The organism is Actinomadura decatromicini, from assembly GCF_008121305.1.
Taxonomy (GTDB): Bacteria; Actinomycetota; Actinomycetes; order Streptosporangiales; family Streptosporangiaceae; genus Spirillospora; species Spirillospora syzygii.
The window spans coordinates 398942-419710 of the sequence record NZ_VSRQ01000004.1; the positions used below are offsets into that span (position 1 = coordinate 398942).

General features: G+C 73.5%; 18 protein-coding genes. 7 read left to right on the forward strand and 11 right to left on the reverse strand.

The features are described from left to right. Positions 1 to 69: 69 nt before the first annotated feature. A complete protein-coding gene (locus FXF68_RS20325) occupies positions 70 to 753 on the forward strand; it encodes a hypothetical protein (RefSeq protein ID WP_148761543.1) in 684 nt (227 codons plus the stop codon). A gap of 27 nt (positions 754 to 780) precedes the next feature. Here the strand turns inward: FXF68_RS20325 and FXF68_RS20330 are convergent, their stop codons facing one another. From FXF68_RS20330 to FXF68_RS20340, 3 genes are all read right to left on the reverse strand, one after another. Then, positions 781 to 1110, reverse strand: a complete 330-nt coding sequence (locus FXF68_RS20330) for a hypothetical protein (RefSeq protein ID WP_148761545.1) — start codon at positions 1108 to 1110, stop codon at positions 781 to 783. Further along, positions 1107 to 1298 carry a hypothetical protein gene (locus tag FXF68_RS20335; RefSeq protein WP_148761547.1) on the reverse strand — a complete coding sequence of 64 codons (192 nt, stop codon included), beginning with the start codon at positions 1296 to 1298 and terminating at the stop codon, positions 1107 to 1109. Before FXF68_RS20335 ends, FXF68_RS20330 begins: the two co-directional genes overlap by 4 nt. A 150-nt stretch (positions 1299 to 1448) precedes the next feature. After that, entirely contained in the window at positions 1449 to 2684 is a 1236-nt protein-coding gene (locus FXF68_RS20340; protein WP_148761549.1) for a helix-turn-helix transcriptional regulator, read from the reverse strand. Positions 2685 to 2778: 94 nt separating this feature from the next. Here FXF68_RS20340 and FXF68_RS20345 point away from each other — a divergent pair, with 94 nt between their 5' ends. Beyond that, a complete protein-coding gene (locus tag FXF68_RS20345) occupies positions 2779 to 4953 on the forward strand; it encodes a DEAD/DEAH box helicase (RefSeq protein WP_148761550.1) in 2175 nt (724 codons plus the stop codon). A 51-nt stretch (positions 4954 to 5004) separates the two neighbouring features. Beyond that, entirely contained in the window at positions 5005 to 5397 is a 393-nt protein-coding gene (locus tag FXF68_RS20350; protein ID WP_148761552.1) for an OsmC family protein, read from the forward strand. A 75-nt stretch (positions 5398 to 5472) separates the two neighbouring features. Here the strand turns inward: FXF68_RS20350 and FXF68_RS20355 are convergent, their stop codons facing one another. Together FXF68_RS20355 and FXF68_RS20360 are read right to left on the reverse strand one after the other, a co-directional pair. Further along, positions 5473 to 7209, reverse strand: a complete 1737-nt coding sequence (locus FXF68_RS20355) for a glycoside hydrolase family 3 protein (protein WP_187438019.1) — start codon at positions 7207 to 7209, stop codon at positions 5473 to 5475. A 106-nt stretch (positions 7210 to 7315) separates the two neighbouring features. Next, complete coding sequence (locus tag FXF68_RS20360) at positions 7316 to 8746, reverse strand: alpha/beta hydrolase (RefSeq protein WP_222870016.1); 1431 nt, start codon at positions 8744 to 8746, stop codon at positions 7316 to 7318. 472 nt (positions 8747 to 9218) lie between these two features. Here FXF68_RS20360 and FXF68_RS20365 point away from each other — a divergent pair, with 472 nt between their 5' ends. After that, positions 9219 to 10148 (forward strand): phosphatase PAP2 family protein, encoded by a 930-nt coding sequence (locus FXF68_RS20365; RefSeq protein ID WP_246178822.1) that lies wholly within the window; start codon positions 9219 to 9221, stop codon positions 10146 to 10148. Between the two features lie 12 nt (positions 10149 to 10160). Here the strand turns inward: FXF68_RS20365 and FXF68_RS20370 are convergent, their stop codons facing one another. The 5 genes from FXF68_RS20370 to FXF68_RS20390 form a co-directional block, all read right to left on the reverse strand. After that, positions 10161 to 13202 (reverse strand): bifunctional [glutamine synthetase] adenylyltransferase/[glutamine synthetase]-adenylyl-L-tyrosine phosphorylase, encoded by a 3042-nt coding sequence (locus tag FXF68_RS20370; protein ID WP_148761558.1) that lies wholly within the window; start codon positions 13200 to 13202, stop codon positions 10161 to 10163. Positions 13203 to 13229: 27 nt separating this feature from the next. Next, complete coding sequence (locus FXF68_RS20375) at positions 13230 to 14591, reverse strand: glutamine synthetase family protein (protein ID WP_148761560.1); 1362 nt, start codon at positions 14589 to 14591, stop codon at positions 13230 to 13232. A 111-nt stretch (positions 14592 to 14702) separates the two neighbouring features. Next, positions 14703 to 15518 (reverse strand): amino acid ABC transporter ATP-binding protein, encoded by an 816-nt coding sequence (locus FXF68_RS20380; protein ID WP_148761562.1) that lies wholly within the window; start codon positions 15516 to 15518, stop codon positions 14703 to 14705. 16 nt (positions 15519 to 15534) lie between these two features. After that, positions 15535 to 16359 carry an amino acid ABC transporter permease gene (locus tag FXF68_RS20385; RefSeq protein ID WP_222870017.1) on the reverse strand — a complete coding sequence of 275 codons (825 nt, stop codon included), beginning with the start codon at positions 16357 to 16359 and terminating at the stop codon, positions 15535 to 15537. Next, positions 16356 to 17078, reverse strand: a complete 723-nt coding sequence (locus tag FXF68_RS20390) for a substrate-binding periplasmic protein (protein WP_246178823.1) — start codon at positions 17076 to 17078, stop codon at positions 16356 to 16358. The genes FXF68_RS20385 and FXF68_RS20390 overlap by 4 nt, the downstream gene beginning before the upstream one ends. On the opposite strand from FXF68_RS20390, the gene FXF68_RS42460 reads away from it, so the two are divergent. Both FXF68_RS42460 and FXF68_RS20395 read left to right on the forward strand, forming a co-directional pair. Then, positions 17041 to 17370: a hypothetical protein gene (locus tag FXF68_RS42460; RefSeq protein WP_187438050.1), complete on the forward strand. Its 330-nt coding sequence runs from the start codon at positions 17041 to 17043 to the stop codon at positions 17368 to 17370. The two genes, FXF68_RS20390 and FXF68_RS42460, sit on opposite strands and share 38 nt — an antisense overlap. A gap of 50 nt (positions 17371 to 17420) precedes the next feature. Then, positions 17421 to 18440 (forward strand): terpene synthase family protein, encoded by a 1020-nt coding sequence (locus FXF68_RS20395; RefSeq protein WP_148761566.1) that lies wholly within the window; start codon positions 17421 to 17423, stop codon positions 18438 to 18440. A 6-nt stretch (positions 18441 to 18446) separates the two neighbouring features. Here FXF68_RS20395 and FXF68_RS20400 read toward each other — a convergent pair whose 3' ends face one another. Continuing rightward, a complete protein-coding gene (locus tag FXF68_RS20400) occupies positions 18447 to 19436 on the reverse strand; it encodes a DUF5937 family protein (RefSeq protein WP_148761568.1) in 990 nt (329 codons plus the stop codon). 68 nt (positions 19437 to 19504) lie between these two features. On the opposite strand from FXF68_RS20400, the gene FXF68_RS20405 reads away from it, so the two are divergent. Next, complete coding sequence (locus FXF68_RS20405) at positions 19505 to 20767, forward strand: MDR family MFS transporter (protein ID WP_148761570.1); 1263 nt, start codon at positions 19505 to 19507, stop codon at positions 20765 to 20767. Positions 20768 to 20769: the final 2 nt, after the last annotated feature.

Consider the following 20769-nt stretch of genomic DNA (forward strand, 5'->3'; position numbering starts at 1 on the left):
TTTCCGCTGTTTAGCGTTCTGATGCGTCAGCCGTCGAATCCGGGACGGCGCGGAAAGGGTGAACGGCAAATGCAGAGGATCGCGAAGATCGTGGTGGCGGGGACCGTCGGATCGGTGGTCGCCGCCGGTGGTCTGTACGCCGGGGGCTTGGCCCTGGACAACGACCCCGCCGTAAAGGCGGGCCGAGTCGCCGACAGCTCCGAGGTGGCGTCCGCGAAAGGATCCGAACAACTCGGCGGATCCGCGGCGGCCGGCCGTAAGGCCGGCCGGCCTTGCGCGGTGAACACCAAGGTCAAGAAGGGCCAGTACGTCGGCACTTACTACTACAAACCGAACCGGTACCCGTGGCGCGCCACGGGCGAGGGCCCGGGCAACAAGCTCACGTACTCGGGGGAATCGAAGGTCACGACCAAGGCCACCGCCACTCTCGGGGCGACGGCCGAGGAGATCTCCGCCGGCGTCTCGTTCGAGGTGGGCAGGGAGGAGTCGGTCCGGATCACCTACGACGTCGCCCTCACCAAGAAGGCCTTCTACACCATCCAGGTGAATCAGGTCTTCAAGGGCTGGAAGTTCCACGTCTGGCAGGACGTCGGGGTCCTCGCGATGGGCACGCCCCATTCGGGAATCGGCCTCTACTGCAGTGTGGAGAAGCGGAACGTTTACAAGGGCGAAGCAATCGCCTACGATTTCTGGACCCTCCTCTACAAGTGCACCTACCGAGCAAAGGGCAAACAGCGAAACTGCTCCGCCTGACAGGCCGGAAATGATGACCGGATCACCTCACCGGCGGCGGAAGAGGAGGTGAGTGCGCCACCGGCGTGTCCTGGGCTTGGACGTCCGGGCGGCTCTGACGAACGGGGCGAGGCGGACGGAGATCTCGACGCACGTTCCAGGCAGGTCGTGGCAGGGCCGCAGCGGGTCGCCGGTCGACGAGATGAACCACGGCACCCCGCCCACGCCTGCCTTGACGCTGATGCTCTCCCCGATCATCGGTGCGGACGAAGAGAAGACGCGCAGGAGCGCCGGTGTCACCTCGTATCGCGGGACGCACGTCCAGCCCGCGAAGGCGAGGGCGTCCGCGAGGGCGTCGAGGTGGACGGTCGCCCTCACGCGCCGCGCCACACGATCGCGCCGCTGCGCCTGTCGCGCCACGCCTCGCCGACCGTGTCGAGGTCGACGTAGGCGGCGCTGCCGTCCGGCGCGAGCGCGACCCGCCGCACCGTCCCGAACGCCCCCGAGCCGAACCCGCGCATCGCCTCATGGACGTGCCGGATCGCGGCATTCCGATCATCGGTCACGCCACCCCGCCCCGCGTCCGCACCCCGCACGTCCCACGCGAACAGCGGCGGCGGTTGGGCGGATCTGCGCCCTTGCCAAGTGTCTTCCGTCACGGGGCACAGACTCTCCGTGTCCACAAGCGCGGACGGACAGGTTTTCTGTCCCCCGCGTCAGACCAGAATGCCGATGCGACCAGCCAATTCTCGGGCATTTCGCCGCAACGTGGTCGGCCCTTCCTTGGCCAGTTCCGCAGTCATCCGGCGGGCGTAGCCGTTGTAGCGGATCGTCTCGGGGGCGGCGAGGTAGGCGTTCTCGAGGGTGGCGAGCGCGGCGGCGTCGTCGCCGTACAGCCGCCACGCCCGCGCCGCCTCGATCAGGTGACGACCGCGCCGGGGCTGGGACGGAATGGCGACGGACTCGGTCTTCCGCGCCTGCTTGCGAGCCTCGCCGCCTTGCCTCAACTCGACGGCGATGGTCACGGCGTGCGCGCTCATGATGACCCGCGAGAAGGACGTCATGAGGTCGTAATGGGTGGCCGGGAGGCTCTGGGCTATGCGGTCGGCGCGGTCCCACCAGCGCCACGCGGTGCCGCTCTGCCCGGCCCGCGCCGCGGTGTACGCGACCTCGTGGTGAAGGGCGCCCCACATGGCGCGCAGTTCGTCGTCGGCGTCCGTCATGCGCGGCCTGAGCAGGTCGAGGCCCTCGCGGTTGACGGCCTCGGCCGCGTCGAAGTCGCCCGCGTCCCGGTGCGCCTGCGCGGCGAGCCACACGGCCCCGCCGAACGCCTTCGGGTCCTCGGACTCCTCGGCGGCCATGATGCTGCGCTCCACCACGCGCCAGAGCAGATCGGCGGAGGGCTGATAGGCGATGAAGAACTGCGCGAGGTTGTAGACGCGGGCGAGCAGCGAGAGCGCGCGGCGCTTGTCCGCGCCCTCGTGCTCGCGGGCCGCGTGCTTGGCGTCCCGGATCAGTCCCGGGAGCAGGGCGCCGAGCACGGTGCGGTGGTCAGGGGACGCGTGCCGGGCGCGCCACGCCGCGTCCAGCCGGGCCTGGAGATGGTCCAGCGGGCTGGGCGGGCCGGTCATCGACACGGCCACGGCGTTGATCGCGTCGCGGACGTCGCCGAGCGCGGGGTGCCCGGGGCCGCGGAACATGCGCAGCGGCAGCGGCTCGCCGCCGGTGAGCTTGGCGACGTCGCTCAGCTTCAGCGCCTCCGCGAGGTTGAGCAGCGTCGGGAGTTTGGGCTGGCCGATCTCGCCGCGTTCGACGGCCTTGACCCACCGCCTGTTACGCCCGACCAGCCCGCCGAGAACCTCGCGGGATATCCCGCGCCGCTCGCGGTAGTAACGGATGCGCTGCCCGACCGTGAGATCCGGATCGGCGGGGTCGATGCTCCGGTCGTCCAAGGCACTGCACCTCCGGTGTCGGTGGCTTCCAGGCTAAGGCGGGGTGTCGGGGGGCGCTGGCATCATGTGGCGGGGTTTGCGGTTAGGGGTCGGGATGGCATACGAGTCGAAGGGCGTCCTGCGGGACGGGAGGTCGCTGCTCGGCGCTGCCCGTGACCTGCTGGGCGACCATCGGCGGGCCGTGGCCGAGGTGCAGAGGGCGCTGGCGCCGCTGCGGAAGGAGGCGGCGCGCGAGCAGCTCGCGTCGATTCCGGTCGCGCGGTTGAAGGACGTCACCGAGGGGCGGCTGAGGCTCGGGCCGTTGGAGGACGCCGGGTTCGTCAGCGTCGCCGACGTGCTGGACACTCCCCCGCATCGGTTGCAGTTGATTCCCGGCGTCGGGCCGCAGACGGCCAGGCAACTTCATGCGGCGGCGGGGAGTCTCGCGGAGGCGGCGGAGCGGTCGGCGAGCGTGCGGGTGGACGTCGAGCGGCGCGACGAGGTCATGACGCCGGTGGTCGTCGCGCTGCACCGGCTCGTCAACGCCGGGTCCGACCTGCCCAAGGCGCGGACGGCGGCGCACGAGGTCAACGCGCGGTTCGGGCCGCTGGTGCGGGACGCGCGGCCCGCCGGGTCGTGGTGGCGGCGGGTGTTCGCGCTGCCGTCCCGGCGGGAGCGGGCGCGGGCGGCGGTCGGCGAGCTGGCCGACGCGCTGCGCGCCGAGGAGGGGCGGCGGAGTCGGCTGCTGATGTCGCAGGCGTCCGTCGACCTGCTGCGTCCCGAGGTGTCCGCCGACGAGGCGTGGATCGACTTCGAGCTGCGGGCGCCCGAGTACCAGACCGTCCTGGCCGAGCTGGCGGCGCTGGAGCCGGAGGCGGCCGAGGGGTTCCTGCCGGACGACCTCGCCGCCCGCGTCAAGGCCCAGCCCCTGGACGACGAACACCGACGGGTGTCGCTGCGCGGCTACCAGGCGTTCGGGGCGCGGTTCGCGCTCGTCCAGCGGCGGGTGATCCTCGGCGACGAGATGGGGCTCGGCAAGACGATCCAGGCCATCGCCGCGATCGCGCACCTGCGGGCGCGGGGCGCGACGCACTTCCTGGTGGCGTGCCCGGCCAGCGTGCTGATCAACTGGCTGCGCGAGATCGAGTCGCGCAGCGCGCTCGCCGCGCATCCGCTGCACGGCTCGGGACGCGCCAGGGCGCTGCGGAAATGGATCGAGGACGGCGGCGTCGCCGTGACGACGCTCGCCACCCTGCACAGCCTGGAAGTCCCGGAAGGCGTCGAGATCGGCATGTTCGTCGTGGACGAGGCCCACTACGCCAAGAACCACGAGACCCGCCGCGCGCGCGCCGTCGCCCGCTGGTGCGCGCGGACGGAGAACGTCCTCTTCCTCACGGGCACGCCGATGGAGAACCGGGTCGAGGAGTTCCGCAGCCTGGTCGAACACCTGAGCCCGGAGGTGGCGAAGCGGATCCGGCCGAGCGACGCGGCGCTCGGGCCGCGCGCGTTCCGGGCCGCGGTCGCGCCCGTCTACCTGCGCCGCAACCAGCGGGAGGTCCTCACGGAGCTGCCCGAACTCGTCCACGTCGACGAGTTGGAGGAGTTCAGCCGGGCGGACGCGCGGGCCTACCGGCGGGCCGTGTCCGCCGGGAACTTCATGGCGATGCGGCGGGCCGCGTACGCCGTCCCGAAGCGGTCGGCCAAGCTCAGCCGGTTGGTGGAGCTGGTCGACGAGGCCGCGGCGAACGATTTGAAGGTCGTGGTCTTCTCCTATTTCCGGGACGTGCTGGAGACCGTCCGGCAGGCGGTCCCGCAGGCGCGCGGGCCGATCTCCGGCGACGTCCCCGCGGCGCGGCGGCAGGAACTGGTGGACGCCTTCACCGCCCAGGCCGGGCACGCCGTCCTGCTGGCGCAGATCCAGGCGGGCGGGGTCGGGCTGAACCTCCAGGCCGCGTCCGTGGTGATCATCTGCGAGCCGCAGGTGAAGCCGACCATGGAGACGCAGGCGGTCGCCCGCGCGCACCGGATGGGGCAGGTCCGGACGGTGCAGGTGCACCGCCTCCTCACCCCCGGCGGCGTGGACGCCCGCATGCTGGAGATCCTCCACGACAAGACCCGGCTGTTCGACGAGTACGCCCGGTACAGCGACCTGGCCGAGCGGACGCCGGACGCGGTCGACGTCTCCGAGCAGTCCCTCGCCCGCCGGATCGTCGAGGACGAGCAGCGCCGCCTCGGCACCTCGTCCCGAGGCGCGACTCCTGACGCACGTCGTCCCGGCCGCCGGGCATAACCGGCGCGAGGCCGCTGTTCACGCGGACACCAGACGATCAGAGGGGATGTCATGGCCGAGGTCAGAGTGGAGCGCACCGACGACGGGTTTCAGGCCGTCAACGCGCGGGGCGCGAAGGTCGCCATCGGCGACGGCGACGCCGAGGGCGTCTTCACGCCGGTCGAGCTGCTGCTCGCGGCGCTCGGCGGCTGCGAGCTGGTGACCGTGGAGCCGCTGACGGCGCAGCGCGGGCACCGGATGGCGCGGCTCGCCGCCCGCGTCCAGGCCGACAAGGTCGCGACGAGCACGCTCGGGACGATCACCGTCACCTACGACGTGGAGCTGCCCGAAGGGGACGACAAGGCCGCGGACGTGCTGAAGGCCGTCGCGGAGCGCGTGCACGAGAAGTACTGCACGGTCGGCAACGCGCTCCGCGAGCCGATGCGGGTCGACCAGGTCGTCTGACCCGGACGGCGTTCTCGTGGGGCCTCCGGGACGGCCGGGTGCGCCGGTCAGGGGGCGGCGCACCCGGACCGGCGGTCAGTAGCGCAGGCCGTGCCCGAACGGGTAGAGGCCCTTGATCGTGACCGGGAGGCGTCCGCCGGGCTGCTCGCCGAACAGGACCCGCGCGGCGGCCTTGTGCATGGTCAGGTCGATCCGCTGCGTCCGCGCCGTGGTCCCGTAGGTGGCGATGTAGGCACGGACGTCCGGATACGAGGCGATGTCGTACGGCAGCCCGATCGCGACCGCCGCCACTGGCTTCCCGGTCGCCCGCAGCGCCTCGACCAACCTGGCCTGCCCGGCGGGCAGCTTCCCGGACGAGTACGTCGCCACGACGACCCGGTCCGCGGACGCGGCGCGCCGGACGGCCTCGGCGATTTCGACGTCCGTCGGGTTAGTGGTCGCGGCCTGCCAGCTCTCCACCGGCCCGCCCGCGACCTTGGCGATCTCGTCGGCGAACACGGGGGTCTGGACGACGCCCGCGACGAGCGTCCGCTTCCCGTCGCGCGGGTCGAACGGCAGCACCCGGTCCTCGTTCTTGACCAGCGTCGTCGCGGCGAGGCCCATCTTCAGGGCGCGGCGCTGGAAGGCGGAGTTCCCGGACACCTTCTCCGCCAGCCGCGGGTCGGCGTAGCGGTGCTCGGCCACCTTGTACTTGCACTTGAGCGCGAGGACGCGGCGGACGGACTCGTCCACCCGCGTCCGGCTGAGCGAGCCGTCGCGGAGCGCGTCGGCGAGGGCGCCGACCGCCTCGACGTGCGCGGTGTAGTCGCCGGTCGACATGATCACGTCGGCCCCGGCCTCGACCGCCATGACGGTGGCCTGGCGGGTGCCCCAGTGCTTGTCGATCGCGTCCATGTCCATGGCGTCGGTGACGATCAGGCCGCGGAAGCCCATCTGCTCGCGGAGCAGCCCGGTCAGCACCTTGTGGGACAGCGTGGCGGGCAGGTCCGGGTCGATCGCCTTGACGATGACGTGCGCCGTCATGATCGCGTCCGCGCCGGCCGCGATGCCGCCCGCGAACGGCGGCAGGTGGACGCTTTCGAGCGTCGCCCGGTCGTAGGTGACGGCGGGCAGCTCCAGGTGGCTGTCGAACTCGGTGTCGCCGTGCCCGGGGAAGTGCTTGGGCGTGGCGATCATCCCGGCCGCGCGGTAGGCGCGGACCTGCGCCTCCGCGAGCCCGGCGACGAGGTCGGTCCGCTCGCCGAAGGACCGGACGCCGATGATCGGGTTGGCGGGGTTCGTGTTCACGTCGGACACGGGGGCGTAGTTCCAGTGGAAGCCCATCGCGCGGGCCTCCGCCGAGGTGATCACCGCCGCCTCGCGGGCGAGCCCGGGGTCGCGGGCCGCGCCGAGGCCCATCGCGTTCGGCAGCGGGGTCGTCCCCTCGCGGACGTTGTGCGTGGTGCCGAACTCGAAGTCGCCGGAGACGAGCAGCGGCAGCCCGAGCCGCGTGCCGGCCGCCCAGTCCTGGATCCGGTTCGCGTAGCGGGCGGCGAGGCCGGGCGTGCGCGGCTCGGACGTGATGACCGAGCCGATCTGGAGATCCTGGATGGCGGTGCGGGTGTGGTCGGACGGCATGCCGTCCGGGGCGTCCTCGGTGACGGCCATGACCATCTGGCCGACCTTCTCCGCGTCGGTCATCCGGGCGAGCTGCGCGTCCGGGTCGCAGCCCCGCGCGGAACCCGGCGGCGCCTGCGCCTGGACCGCCGGGGCGAGCGCCAGCGCGAGCGCCGCGGCCGCGGCGATGGACACGATGGTTCGGCCGCCGTTCATCATCAGCCTCCTCCTCGGCTCATTGGTCTAGACCAGTCCATGCCGACGACTTGATCAAGAGGCAGATGTTGCCAAAGCTCCCCGCCCGCGGTGGCGGGGACGGGCCTCAGCCGCAGGTCGTCCCGGCGGCCGGGACGATCCCCTGGAGGAGATAGGCGTTCACGTTCCGGCGGACGCACGCGTCGCCGGTGTCGTAGGCGCCGTGCCCCTCCCCCCTGAGGGTGAGGAGCGCCGCCCGGCCGCCGAGCCGCCGGGTGAGCGCCGCCGCCCACGCGTACGGGGTGGCGGGGTCGCCGGTGTTGCCGACGACGAGGATCGGCGCCGCCGCCGGGGCGGACACCTCGCGGGCCGCGTCGTCGCCCTTCACCGGCCAGCCGGTGCACTGGAGCAGGCCCCAGGCCGCGGACGCGCCGAAGGCCGGCGAGGCGGCGCGGAACCTCGGCAGCAGCCGCCGGACGTCGGCCGGGGTGTAGCGGTCGGTGCCGTCCGCGCAGGTGATCGCGGTGTTCGCGGACGTCAGGCCGGTGTAGGCGCCGTTCTCGCGGCGGCCGTTCTGGACGTCGGCGAGCATGAGCAGGAGCGACCCGTCGCGGCGCTTGGCCGCGTCGACGAGGCCCTGCGCGAGGTACGGCCACGCCTCCCTGGAGTAGAGCCCGGCGGCGACGCCGGCCGTGCCGAGGCTCTGGGTCAGGTGGCGGCGGCGCCCGGACGTCCGCAGCGGCTTGGCGTCGAGGCCCGCCAGGATCCGCCGCGTGGACGCCACGACGGACGGGCCGTCCGCCCCGAGCGGGCAGTCCTTCGGGCCGAGCCGGGCGCAGGCCGCGCCGAAGTCGTGGAGCGCGTGCTCGAACCCGGCGGCCTGCTGGAGCGCGAGGTCGGCGGCGCGCAGCCCGGTGTCGACCGCCCCGTCGAGGACGGCCCGGCCGACCCGTCCCGGGAACTGGTGCGCGTAGTTGCCGCCGAGCCAGGTGCCGTAGGAGATCCCGAAGTAGTTGAGGCGCTCCTCGCCGAGGGCGGCGCGGATCAGGTCCATGTCGCGGGCCGCGTTCACCGTGCCGACGTGGGGCAAGAGTTTGCCGGAGTGGGTGGCGCAGCCTCGGGTGAAGGCGGCGCGGCCGTCGGCGTACGCCTTCTCCTCGGCGGGCGTGTCGGGGCTGTCGTCGCGGGCGAACAGGTCGTCGAGGGTCCGGGATCCGGCGCAGCGGACGGGGGCGCTGCGGCCGACGCCGCGCGGGTCGAAGCCGACCAGGTCGTAGCGGGCGCCGAGGTCGGCGTACTCGCCCGCGACCTGGGCGAGGGTGTCGACGCCGTCGCCGCCGGGGCCGCCGAAGTTGAACAGCAGCGAGCCGAGCCGGTGCCGCCGGTCCGCGGCGGGCGCCTTGACCAGCGCGATCCCGATCTTCCCGGCGGACTGCCGGGCGTAGTCGAGGGGGACGTCCAGCGTCGCGCACCGGAACCCGCCGCGCGGCGCCTTCGTCCCCGGGGCGGGACGGGGCAGGCCCTTGCAGCGCGTCCAGGCCAACGGCGGGACGATCATCGGCGGCGGCACCACCCCGCGCGGACCCGTGCCGTGCGAACCCGCGCCGCCCGAAACCGTGCCGCCCGAAACCGTGCCACTGGGAACCGTCTCGCCCGGAACTGTGTCGCGCGGTACCGTTTCGCGCGCCGCCGCAAGCCGATCGCCCGTTCCGGACGCCCCCGCGGCCAGACCGGATGCGGCCAGGGCGCCGATACCGACGGCCACAATGCCGGGTATCGCCGTGAAGTGGCCCATTCGTCCCCCCGTTCTCTCACGGGGGGCGATCGTGATCTACCCAGCGCCTCCTATGCTGACTCCTGATCAACTACATAAGGGTCCGCGCCGGGGGTAGGAGCGGAGAGGGATGTGTCCTTCGGGCCCTCCCCCGAAAGTTCGGATACCGCATCAGGGTCGTACTACTCAAGGCTGAGATGAAGACCATTCGTCGCGGTGATCTCATCGAGGGGGCCCAGCGGCAAAGATAGGTACCATGGCTCAATCCGCCCCCCCAGCAGCCCGCCGAGGCGAGGCCCACCAGGCCGAGTCCGGCGAGCGGCGCAAGCCGGCCGCGACGATGCGGCGCCGCTTGCTCACCGCGCCTCCGGTGTGGCGTGAGCTTCTCCTCGTCGTGCTCTTCTATACCGGTTATACGCTGACGCGGATCGTCCTGGTCCAGGACGGCACCGGGCCCGCGTTCGCGCACGCCGACCAGATCCTGCGCGCCGAGCGGTTCCTGGGGCTGGACGTCGAGCTGCACCTCAACCAGACGCTCCTCGGCGTGCCGTGGCTCGCGCGCACCGCGAACATCTTCTACGCCACGATGCACTTCGCCGTGACGCTCGTCGTGGTGGTCTGGCTGTACCGGTACCGCCCGCGGCACTACCGGTGGCTCCGCACGTCGATCATGCTCGCCACCGGCGTGGCGCTGATCGGGTTCTGGCAGTACCCGCTGGCCCCGCCGCGCTTCCTGCACAGCGAGGGCTTCGTCGACCCGGTGACCGCGCTGCACTCCCTCGGCCTGTACGCGAGCGACGCCTCCGGGAGCCTCACCAACCAGTACGCGGCGATGCCGTCCATGCACGCGGGCTGGTCGCTGTGGTGCGGCCTCATCCTGGTGAAGCTGGCGTCGCAGAAATGGGCCAAGGCGCTCGGAGCGCTCTATCCCGTGACGACCGTGTTCGTGATCCTGTCCACGGCGAACCACTACGTCCTCGACGCCGTCGCCGGGATCGCGCTGATCGGCGGCTCGCTGCTGGTCTCCTGGATCCTCTACGAGAGGTGCCCGGCGCCGCTCGTCCTGGCCCGGGTCCGCGTCTCGGACCGCATCGTCCAGCGCACCCGGCGGAGCGCGGGCTCCCGTCCCGGCAAGGCGAGCCCCGGCTCCGCCGCCACCGGCGGCGCCACCCGCTCCGGCTGCTAGCCGGGCGCGGACCTACTCGGCGCCGTAGAACACGCGGTCGACGACGGCGCGGGCGCGGCGCGTGTGCCGCCGGTGATCCTCCAGCAGGTCTCCCGGGCTCGGATAGCCGAGGACCCGGCCGACCGCGCTGCGCTCCCGGTGGTGGTCGCCCGGCAGCAGGTCGGACGCGCGGCCCCGCACCAGCATGACCGCGCCCCGGATGCGGGTCGCGAGCCGCCACGCCTCGGCGAGGACGGCCGCGTCCTCGCCGTCCAGGAGCTCGGCGGCGGCCGCCGCGTCGAGGGCGTCCAGGGTGCGGGTGGTGCGCAGCCCCGGCACCGCGTGGGCGTGCTGGAGCTGCAGGAGCTGGACGACCCACTCCACGTCCGCGAGGCCGCCGGGCCCGAGCTTGGTGTGCAGCCGCCGGTCGGCGCCCCGGGGCAGCCGCTCCGACTCCATCCGCGCCTTCAACCGCCTGATCTGCCGGACGGCGTCGTCGCCGATCCCGTCCTCCGGCCAGCGGACCGGGTCGATCACCGCGCGGAACCGCTCGCGCAGCCCCGGGTCGCCGATCAGCGGGTCGGCGCGCAGCAGCGCCTGCGCCTCCCAGGGCTCCGACCAGCGCGCGTAGTAGGCGGCGTAGGACGCGAGGGTCCGGACGAGCGGCCCCTGCCGCCCCTCCGGCCGCAGGTTCGGGTCGATCTCCAGCGGCGGGTCGGGCGCGGGCAGCGCGAGCAGGCGGCGCAGCTCCTCCGCCACGGCGTGCGCGGCGCGCCCGGCGGCCGTCTCGTCCGCGCCGGGAACCGGGTCGTGGACGAACATCACGTCGGCGTCGCTGCCGTAGCCGAGCTCGTGCCCGCCGAACCGGCCCATCGCGACGACGGCCATCCGGGTGGGCAGCGGCGCCCCCGACGCCGTCTCGATCTTGTGGACGGCGGCGAGCAGCGCCGCCTCGACGGCCCCGGCGGCGATGTCGGTGAGGGCCTCGCCGACCGTCCGGACGTCGGCGAGGCCGAGCAGGTCGGCGACCGCCACCCGGAACAGCTCCCGCCGCCGCACCGCCCGCACCACCCCGGCCGCCTCCTCCACCCGCGCCTGCGGCGCGCGCCCGGAGCCGCCCTCGGTGTGCCGCCGGACCGCCGCGAGCAGCTCCGCGCGCAGGCCCGCGGCCGGGCGCGGGGACAGGTCGCCGTCGCTGCCGAGCATCGCGACCGCCTCCGGGGCGCGCAGCAGCAGGTCGGTCGCGTAGCGGCTGGAGCCGAGGACCCAGGCCATCCGCTCGGCGACGGTCACCTCGTCGCGGAGCAGCCGCAGGTACCAGGGGGTGGTGCCGAGCGCGTCGCTGACCTGCCGGAACCCGAGCAGGCCCGCGTCCGGGTCGGGGGCGTCGGCGAACCAGCCGAGCATGACCGGCAGCAGCGTCCGCTGGATCGCGGCCCGCCGCGACACGCCCGCCGTCAGCGCCTCGATGTGGCGGAGCGCGCCCGCCGGGTCGGCGTAGCCGAGCGCCTCCAGCCGGGCGCGGGCCGCCTCCGGCGTCAGCCGCGCCTCCTCCCCCGGCAGCCGCGCCACGGCCCGCAGCAGCGGGCGGTAGAACAGCTTCTCGTGGATCCGGCGGACCTCGCGGGCGTGCCGCCGCCACAGCGCGGTGAACTCCCCCACCGGGTCGGTGCGCAGCCCGAGCGCGCGGCCGAGGCGGCGCAGGTCGGCCTCGTCGTCCGGGACGAGGTGGGTCCGCCGCAGCCGGTGCAGCTGGACGAGGTGCTCCACCCGCCGCAGGAACCGGTACGCCGACGCCAGCGCCGCCGCGTCGTCGCGTCCGACGTAGCCGCCCCGGGACAGGTCGGCGAGCGCGTCGAGGGTGGCGCGGGCGCGGAGCGTCGCGTCGGCCCGGCCGTGCACGAGCTGGAGGAGCTGGACGGCGAACTCCACGTCCCGGAGCCCGCCCGGCCCGAGCTTGAGCTGCCGCTCGGAGTCGGCGGTGCGCTGGTTCAGGTCGGCCTCCACGCGGCGGCGCATGGCCTGGACGTCCTCGACGAAGCTCTCGCCCTCGGCCGCGTCCCACACGATCGGGGTGATCGCGTCGAGGTAGCGGGCGCCGAGGCCGGCGTCGCCCGCGACGGGACGGGCCTTGAGCAGCGCCTGGAACTCCCACGTCTTGGCCCACCGGCCGTAGTAGGCGCGGTGGCTAGCGAGCGTCCGGACGAGCGGCCCCGCCTTCCCCTCGGGGCGCAGCGCCGCGTCCACCTCCCAGAGCGCGCCCTCCTCCGTCGAGGACGAGCAGGCCCGCATCATCGCCGACGCCAGCCGCGTCGCGGCGCGCAGGGCCGCGTCCTCCTCGACGCCGTCCCGCGCCTCCGCCACGAAGATCACGTCGACGTCGCTGACGTAGTTCAGCTCCCGCGCCCCGCACTTGCCCATGCCGATCACGGCGAGCCGGCACGTCCCGTGCTCGGGGACCTCGGCGCGGCCGACCGCGAGGCCCGCCTCCAGCGCGGCGGCGGCGAGGTCGGCCAGCTCGGCGGCGACGTCCGCGACGTCGGCGACGCCGATCAGGTCGCGTCCGGCGAGGGCGAGGAGCCGCCTACGGTACGCGACGCGCAGCGCGACCAGCGTCTCGGGACCGTGCCCGGACGCCACCGGCTCCGCCGCCGTCGGGTCGGCGCCGACCGCCGAGAGCAGGTCGAAGCGGGGGTTCCCGGCGGGCCCGTCGCTGCCGTCGCGCAGCACCTCCCAGTGCCCCGGATGCCGGGCGAGGTGGTCGCCGAGCGCCGCGCTCACCCCGAGGACGGCGGTGAGCCGCTCCCGCGTCCCGGGCTCGGCGCGCAGCGCGTCCCGCAGCCCGCCGCCGACGCCCCGCGCGTCGGCGGCCTCGAACAGCCGGAGCAGCCCGTGCAGCGCGAGGTCGGGGTCGGCGGTGCCGCCGAGCGCGTCGAGGAGGTCGTCGCCGGGCGCGAAGCCGCCGCGCTCGGCGTCCAGCAGCAGCCGCTCGGCGCGGGCGGCGGCGGTGAAGCCGAGCCTCGCCAGCCGTCCGGCGAGGGACGAGCGGCGTTCTGGAGTCCGGGACCCGGTCACCGCTCCACCGTAGACCGGACGTCCCGGTCAGAGGACGGCGAGCAGCCGCTTGCGCTCGAACTCCGTCACCTGGCGGCGGTAGTCCTCCCACTCCTGCCGCTTGTTGCGCAGGAAGAAGTCGAAGACGTGCTCGCCGAGGATGTCGGCCATCAGCTCGCTCCGCTCCATCGCGTGGATCGCCTCGTCGAGGTTCTGCGGGAGCGGCTCGATGCCGAGGGCGCGGCGCTCGGCGACGGTGAGCGCCCAGACGTCGTCCTCCGCGCCGGGCGGCAGTTCGTAGCCCTCCTCGATGCCCTTGAGCCCGGCGCCGAGGATCGCCGCGAACGCGAGGTAGGGGTTCGCGGCCGTGTCCAGCGACCGGAACTCGATGCGCGTCGAATGCCCCTTGTGCGGCTTGTACATCGGCACCCGGACGAGCGCCGACCGGTTGTTGTGCCCCCAGCAGATGTACGACGGGGCCTCTCCCCCGGCGCCCGCAGCGGACCCGACGTTCCCCCACAGCCGCTTGTAGGAGTTGACCCACTGGTTGCACACTGCGGTGATCTCCGCGGAGTGGCGCAGCAGGCCCGCGATGAACGCCCGCCCCGCCTTGGACAGCTTGAACTCCGCGCCCGGCTCGTAGAAGGCGTTGCGGTCGCCCTCGAACAGCGACATGTGCGTGTGCATGCCGGAGCCGGGGTGCTCGGTGAACGGCTTCGGCATGAACGAGGCGAACACGCCCTGCTCCAGCGCGACCTCCTTCATCACCAGCCGGAACGTCATGATGTTGTCGGCGGTGGTGAGCGCGTCGGCGTACCGGAGGTCGATCTCCTGCTGGCCGGGGGCGCCCTCGTGGTGGCTGAACTCCACCGAGATGCCCATCGCCTCCAGCATCGTGATCGCGTTGCGGCGGAAGTCGTGCGCGGCGGAGTGCGGGGTGTGGTCGAAGTAGCCGCCCGCGTCCGCCGGCTCGGGCTCGCGCCCGTCCTCCGGCTTGTCGTTGAGCAGGAAGAACTCGATCTCGGGGTGGGTGTAGAAGGTGAACCCGAGGTCGGCGGCGCGGGCCAGCGCGCGCTTGAGGACGTAGCGCGGGTCGGCGAAGCTCGGCGTGCCGTCCGGCATGAGGATGTCGCAGAACATGCGCCCGACGCCGGGCGACTCCGACCGCCACGGCAGCACCTGGAACGTGGACGGGTCCGGCTTGGCGATCATGTCGGCCTCGTACACCCGGGCGAAGCCCTCGATGGCCGACCCGTCGAACCCGATGCCCTCGCCGAAGGCGCCCTCCAGCTCGGCGGGCGCGACGGCCACGGACTTGAGGAACCCGAGCACGTCGGTGAACCACAGCCGGATGAAGCGGATGTCGCGCTCCTCCAGCGTGCGGAGCACGAACTCCTGCTGACGGTCCAAAGCCTTCTCCCTCGACGCTGCCGTGCTACCACGCAGTATGCCCGGTCGCTGTTACCGGGACGTTACGCGCGCGGCGCCGTCCCGGGACGGCGCTGACCGGAACATATCCGACTACTCTCCCTCCCCGACGCGCGCCGCGGCCGGATCGAGGACGCGGGACAGGAACGTCCGGGTCCGCTCGTGGGACGGGTCGTCGATCACCCGCGCGGGCGGGCCCTCCTCGACGACGAGGCCGCCGTCCATGAACGCCACCCGGTCGGCGACCTCGCGGGCGAAGCTCATCTCGTGGGTGACGACGAGCATGGTCATCCCCGTCTCGGCCAGGCCGCGCATGACGCCGAGGACGTCGCCGACCAGCTCCGGGTCCAGCGCGGACGTCGGCTCGTCGAACAGCATCACCGACGGGCCCATCGCCAGCGCGCGGGCGATCGCCACCCGCTGCCGCTGCCCGCCGGAGAGCTGCGCCGGGTACGCGCCGACCTTCCCGGCGAGGCCCACCCGCTCCAGGTTCTCCAGCGCGACCCGCCGCGCCTCCGCCTTCCCGCGCCGCAGCACCTTCCGCTGCGCGATCTCGACGTTGCCGACCGCCGTCAGGTGCGGGAACAGGTTGAACGACTGGAACACCATGCCGATCCGGCGGCGGACGGCGTCGATGTCGACGTCCGGGTCGGTGATCTCGGCCCCGGCGACGCGGACCGTTCCGGCGGACGGCTCCTCCAGCAGGCTCACGCAGCGCAGCAGCGTCGACTTCCCCGACCCGGACGGGCCGATCACGCACACCACCTCCCCCGGCCCGACGCGCAGGTCGATGCCGCGCAGCACCTCGGTCGCCCCGAACGCCTTGCGCAGCCCGCTGATCTCGATGGCGCTCACCGGCACGTCGTCCTGGGGCGCCCTGTCGAGCTTCGTCTTGTCCTGCTCTGTCATGGCCGCCTCGCTCCGTTCATCGGGCCTCCCGCCGCCGGGCCTCCAGCCGCCGGGCCAGCAGGCTCAGCGGGATCGTGATGAGCAGGTAGCAGATCCCCGCCACGATGATCGGCGTCGTGTTGCCCTCGTCCCCGGCGAGGTCGCGGCCGAACTTCGTCAGCTCCCGCTGCTCCAGCGTGATGCCGAGGAACAGCACGAGCGAGGAGTCCTTGCAGAGCAGGACGAGCTGGTTGGTCAGCGGCGGGATGACGATCCGGAACGCCTGCGGGATGACGATCGACCGCATCGCCGTCGGGTACGACATGCCGAGCGACCGCGCCGCCTCCAGCTGCCCCTTCGGGACGGCCTCGATCCCCGCGCGGATCGTCTCGGCCAGGTACGCGGTCGCGGCGAGGCCGAGCGCGAGGCCCGCCTGCCCGGCCGCGCCGCCCGGGACGTTCGTCCCGGGGAAGGCCAGCGGCACGCCGACGCCCACGAAGATGAAGATCAGCAGCAGCGGGAGGCCGCGGAACACCTCGATGTAGACGGTCGCGAACCACCGGTACGGCGGGACGGACGACAGCCGCATCAGCGCCACCACCAGCCCGCCCGCGAGCCCGATGCCGAACCCGACCGCCGTGTAGACGGCCGTGTTGCGCAGCCCGATCGTGATGATGTCGGGGAACAGGCCCTTGGCGACGTCCCAGTTCGCGAAGTTGACCCGCAGCTTCCCCCAGTCGGCGAACGCCGCGACCAGCACGACGACCACGGCGAACAGCCCGTACTGCCCGCCGAGCGACACCTGCCTGCGCCGCCGCCGGGACAGCCCGCCCGCGCCGACGGGCTCGGCCTCGGCCGTCACGAGCCACCGCCCGCGGCCGGCGGCAGCGGGCCGATCCACTTCTCGTAGATCCGCTTGTACGAGCCGTCCGACCTGGCCTGCGCGATCACCTGGTTGGTCAGCTTGACCAGCGCCGGGTTGTGGCCCTTGCGCATCCACATCCCGTACTGCTCGCCGGTGTTCAGGTTGGCGACCAGCTCGAAGGAGGAGTTCGCCGGGTCCTTGAGCCAGCCCCGCACGACCGGGTCGTCCTGGACGATCACGTCCACCTGGCCGGTGCGCAGCCCGTCCAGCTCGGCGTTGGAGTTGTCGAACGAGCGAGGGTCGAAGCCCTTGCCGCGGACGAAGTCCTCACCCGTGGTGCTCGCCTGCGAGCCGAGCTTGAGCTTCTTGGCCTTGACGTCGTCCAGCGACCTTATGCCGCTGCCTTTCTTCGCCATGAGCGACTGCGTGGCGTCGAAATAGGGGTCGGAGACGTCCATGAACCGGACGCGGTCCGGCTTGATGGTCATCCCGCCCATCTGGATGTCGCATTTCCCGGCATTCAGCGCCGAACCCGTCTTCATCGTCTCGAACGGCGTGTCGACGACCTTCTGCGTGACGCCGAGCCGCTTCGCGACGAGGTCGATGATGTCGACGTCGAAGCCGACGACCTTGCCGGTCTTCTTGTCCTCGGACTGGAACGGCGGGTAGGGCAGGTGCGTGCACGAGGTCAGCGCGCCCTTCTTCACGAGCTTCACGCCCTGCACGGTGGCGCCGTCGTCTCCGCCGCACGCCGTGGCGGTCAGCGCCAGGGCCGCGAGCGCGGCCGCCGGCGCCCAGCGCGCGGTTCCTCTGGAGGAGAGCTTCCTGGACGCGGTGTTTCCAGGCGCGGTTTTTCTGGATGCGGTGTTTCTGGACGCGGTCCTGCTGGACACGGTGTCCTCCCGGGGGAGCGTTTTTCCTGATCATGACATGGCGGTTCCGGCCGCGACAGTGGCCGGGGCGGCACCCCTCCTGACAGTGCCCGTCCCCCGGTTTCCCGAAAATTGACGTGCCGATCATGCGTCCCCGACGCGGTGATCATTAACGTGGGTCGCGTCGTGGACATCTCTCTTCTCTTCTCGATGACCGACCGGGTGAGCGGGCTGGCCGGCCCCTCCGCGATGCATCCCGAGTCGTGGCGGCTGGGCGCGCGGGTGGAGACCTGGGCGCGCGGCCGGGGCCTCGTGCTCGGGGACCCCGACACCTCGCCGCTCGGCCGGGCGCGCTGCGAGCGGCTCGCCGCGCGCGTGTTCCCGACCGCCGAGCTCGGCGCGGTCGAGCTGTTCGCCCGCTGGCTGACCTGGGCGCTCGCGCTCGACGACGCGCTCGACCACCCGCCGCTCGCGGTCAGCGGCAGCGGCGTCCACGCGCTCTACGACGACCTGACGCGGGCGATGCGGCGCGGCCACGCGCGGCCCGGCGCGCGCCCGCTGGAGGCCGCGCTCGTGGAGCTGTGGGCCGAGACGTCCGCGGACATGAGCCGCGAGTGGCGCCGCCGGTTCATGCTCCAACTGGAGGCGCACCGGGACGGCTGCGCCGAGGAGTCGGTGAACCGGCGGATCCGGCACGTCCCGGCGGAGGCCGAGTTCGGGCCGCTGCGCCGCCGCGCGTGCGGCCCGTTCCTGTACCACCTCGCCGAGCCGGTGCTCGGCGTCGAGCTGCCGCCGCGGCTGCTGCGCACCCCGCGGTGGAAGACGCTCGCCGACAGCGTCGCCGACGCCGTCGCCTGGTCGAACGACCTCGCCTCGCACGACCTGGAGGCCGACCGCGGCGACGTGCACGACCTGCCCGCCGTCCTCGCCGCCGCGCACGGGCTGGACGCGCCGCGCGCCGCCGCCCTGGTCGCCGACCGGATCGCCGACCGGCTGGAGGACGCCTGGACGGCCGCCCGCCGCCTCCCCGACATGCTCGACCGGCTGGAGCTGACCGTCGCGCAGCGCGCCGCCGCCGCGCAGGTCGTCAAGGTCCTGCTGGACACGCCGCGCGCCCACCTCGACTGGCTCGCCGAGTCCGGCCGCTACCAGCCCGGCACCGGCCCCGAGCCGCACCGCCTGGACGCCCTCGCCTCACTCCGCTGACCCGCCTCACTCCGCCGACCGGTCCGCCGACCGGCTCGCGAGCGCGTCGCCCGCCGGGGTGCGGACGTAGAGGACGCGGCGCCCGAGCCGGTGCCCGACGACCAGCCCGCACGCGCGCAGCACGCCGAGGTGCTGGCTGACCGCCCCGGCCGTCACGCCCATCCGGCGCGCCAGCTCCGTCGTGGACGCGGGCGTCGCGAGCGCGGCGAGCAGCTCGGCGCGGCGGCGGCCGATCAGCGCGGCGAGCGGGTCGGCCCGCCCGGACGCGCGGCCCGGCGCCTCCCACAGCGTCGCGACGCCGTTCGGCGGGTAGCTGAGCATGGCCTGGTAGGGCGGCACCATCACCGAGACCTGCGGCCAGACGAACGCGCTCGGCACGAGGAGCAGCCCCCGCCCGCCGAGCTCGCCGCGCCACCGCCAGTCCCGGTCGATGCTGAGCGTCCCGGACTCCCAGGACACCGCGTCGTGCAGGCCGCCGAACACACCGGCCGCGCCCGCGGCGGCGAGCGCCCTCGTGCGGCGCAGGACGTCCCCTTCGAGCAGGTCGCGGACGCGCGGCCAGAACGGCTCGACGACCGCCGCCCAGTAGGCCCGGAGCAGCGCGTCCACCGCCTCCAGGGTCCGCTCGGGGTCGGCGGCCATCGCGCGGCGCGCAGGCGACGGCCTGGCGCCGCGCTCCATCCAGCGCAGCTCGTCCGCGACGACCTCCGGCGGCGTGGCGCGGACGACGGCGAGCTCGGCGTCCAGGTCGGGCAGCGGGCCGGACGGCGGCGGCGTGAGGAAGTCGGGGATGTAGCCGGCGGGCGGGACGAGCTCGCGCAGCGGCCGCATGTCGAGCCCGCGCAGCCGGGGCCGGACGGCGTGCACCCACGGCAGGTGCAGCGCGTGCCCGGACGGGTCGGCGAGCACCCGCAGGCTGCGCACCAGCTCCCACAGCGGCGAGAACGCGAACCGGACGCGCGCCACGTCGTCCGGGGCGAACACGAACTCGATCATTTCGACCCGATCATTTAGCCCAGGCTAAATGATTACCGCGGGCCGTCCGCAGCGCGGACGATCGGCGGGTGACCACTCTGGAAGGCTCCCCCGTCGCCCCTCCCGGACGGCTCGCGGCGTTCCTGCGTCCCCGGGTCGGCGGCTTCCCCCGGACGTTCTGGACGCTCTGGGCTGGAACGCTCCTGAACCGGCTCGGCACCATGGTCGAGCCGTTCCTCGGCCTCTACCTCACGACCGTCCGCGGGCTGTCGCTCGCGCAGGCCGGGCTCGTCATGGCGGTGCTCGGCGCGGGCTCGCTCGGCGGGACGCTGCTCGGCGGCGTGCTCGCCGACCGGATCGGCCGCCGCGCCACGCTGACCTGCGCGACCGTCGGCACCGGGGCGGCGATGCTGATCCTCGGCTACGCGCAGGGGATCGCCGCGATCGTCGCGGCGGCGCTGCTGCTCGGCGTCCTGCTGGACATGTACCGGCCGGCGGCGCAGGCGATGGTCGCCGACATCATCTCGCCCGCCGACCGTCCGCGCGCGTTCGGGCTGCTGTTCTGGGCGATCAACCTCGGCTGGGCCGTCGCGATGGTGCTCGGCGGGACGCTCGCCCAGCAGGGCTTCCTCTGGCTGTTCTGGATCGACGCCCTGACCTGCGCCTCGTTCGGGCTGCTGGTCTGGCGGGCCATCCCCGAGACGCGGGTGCGGGACGGCCGCGCCGCCGCCGGGATGTTCGCCGGGTTCGGGCGCGTCCTGCGCGACCGGGTCATGGTCGGGTACGTGCTGACCTCGCTCGTGTACACGTTCGTCCTCATGCAGGGGCTGACGACGATGCCGCTCGCCATGCGCGAGGACGGCCTCGGCCCGCAGGACTACGGCATCGCGTTCGCCGCCAACGGGGTGCTGATCATCATCGTCCAGCCGCTGGTCAACGCGTGGCTGGCGCGGCGCGACCACAGCCTCGTGCTGGCCTGCGGGTTCGTCGGCGTCGGTATCGGCTACGGGCTGACGTCGCTGGCGTCGTCCACGGCCGGGTACACCGCGACGGTCCTCGTGTGGACGCTCGGCGAGATCACCGCGGCGTCCGTGCTGCAGGCGGTCGTCGCCGACCTCGCCCCGGCCGACCTGCGCGGACGCTACAGCGGCCTGTACGGGATGGCGTGGTCGGGCGGCTTCCTGCTGGCCCCGCTCGGCGGCACCCAGCTGCTCGGCCTCGGCGGCGCGCCCGCGCTGTGGCTGACCTGCGCGGGCCTCGCCGTCGCCGCGGCGGTCGCGGTGGCGGCGCTCGGCCCAGCGATCCGGCGGCGCCGCGCCATCGCGCTGGAGGTCGACTTTTCGTCAGAGTGACG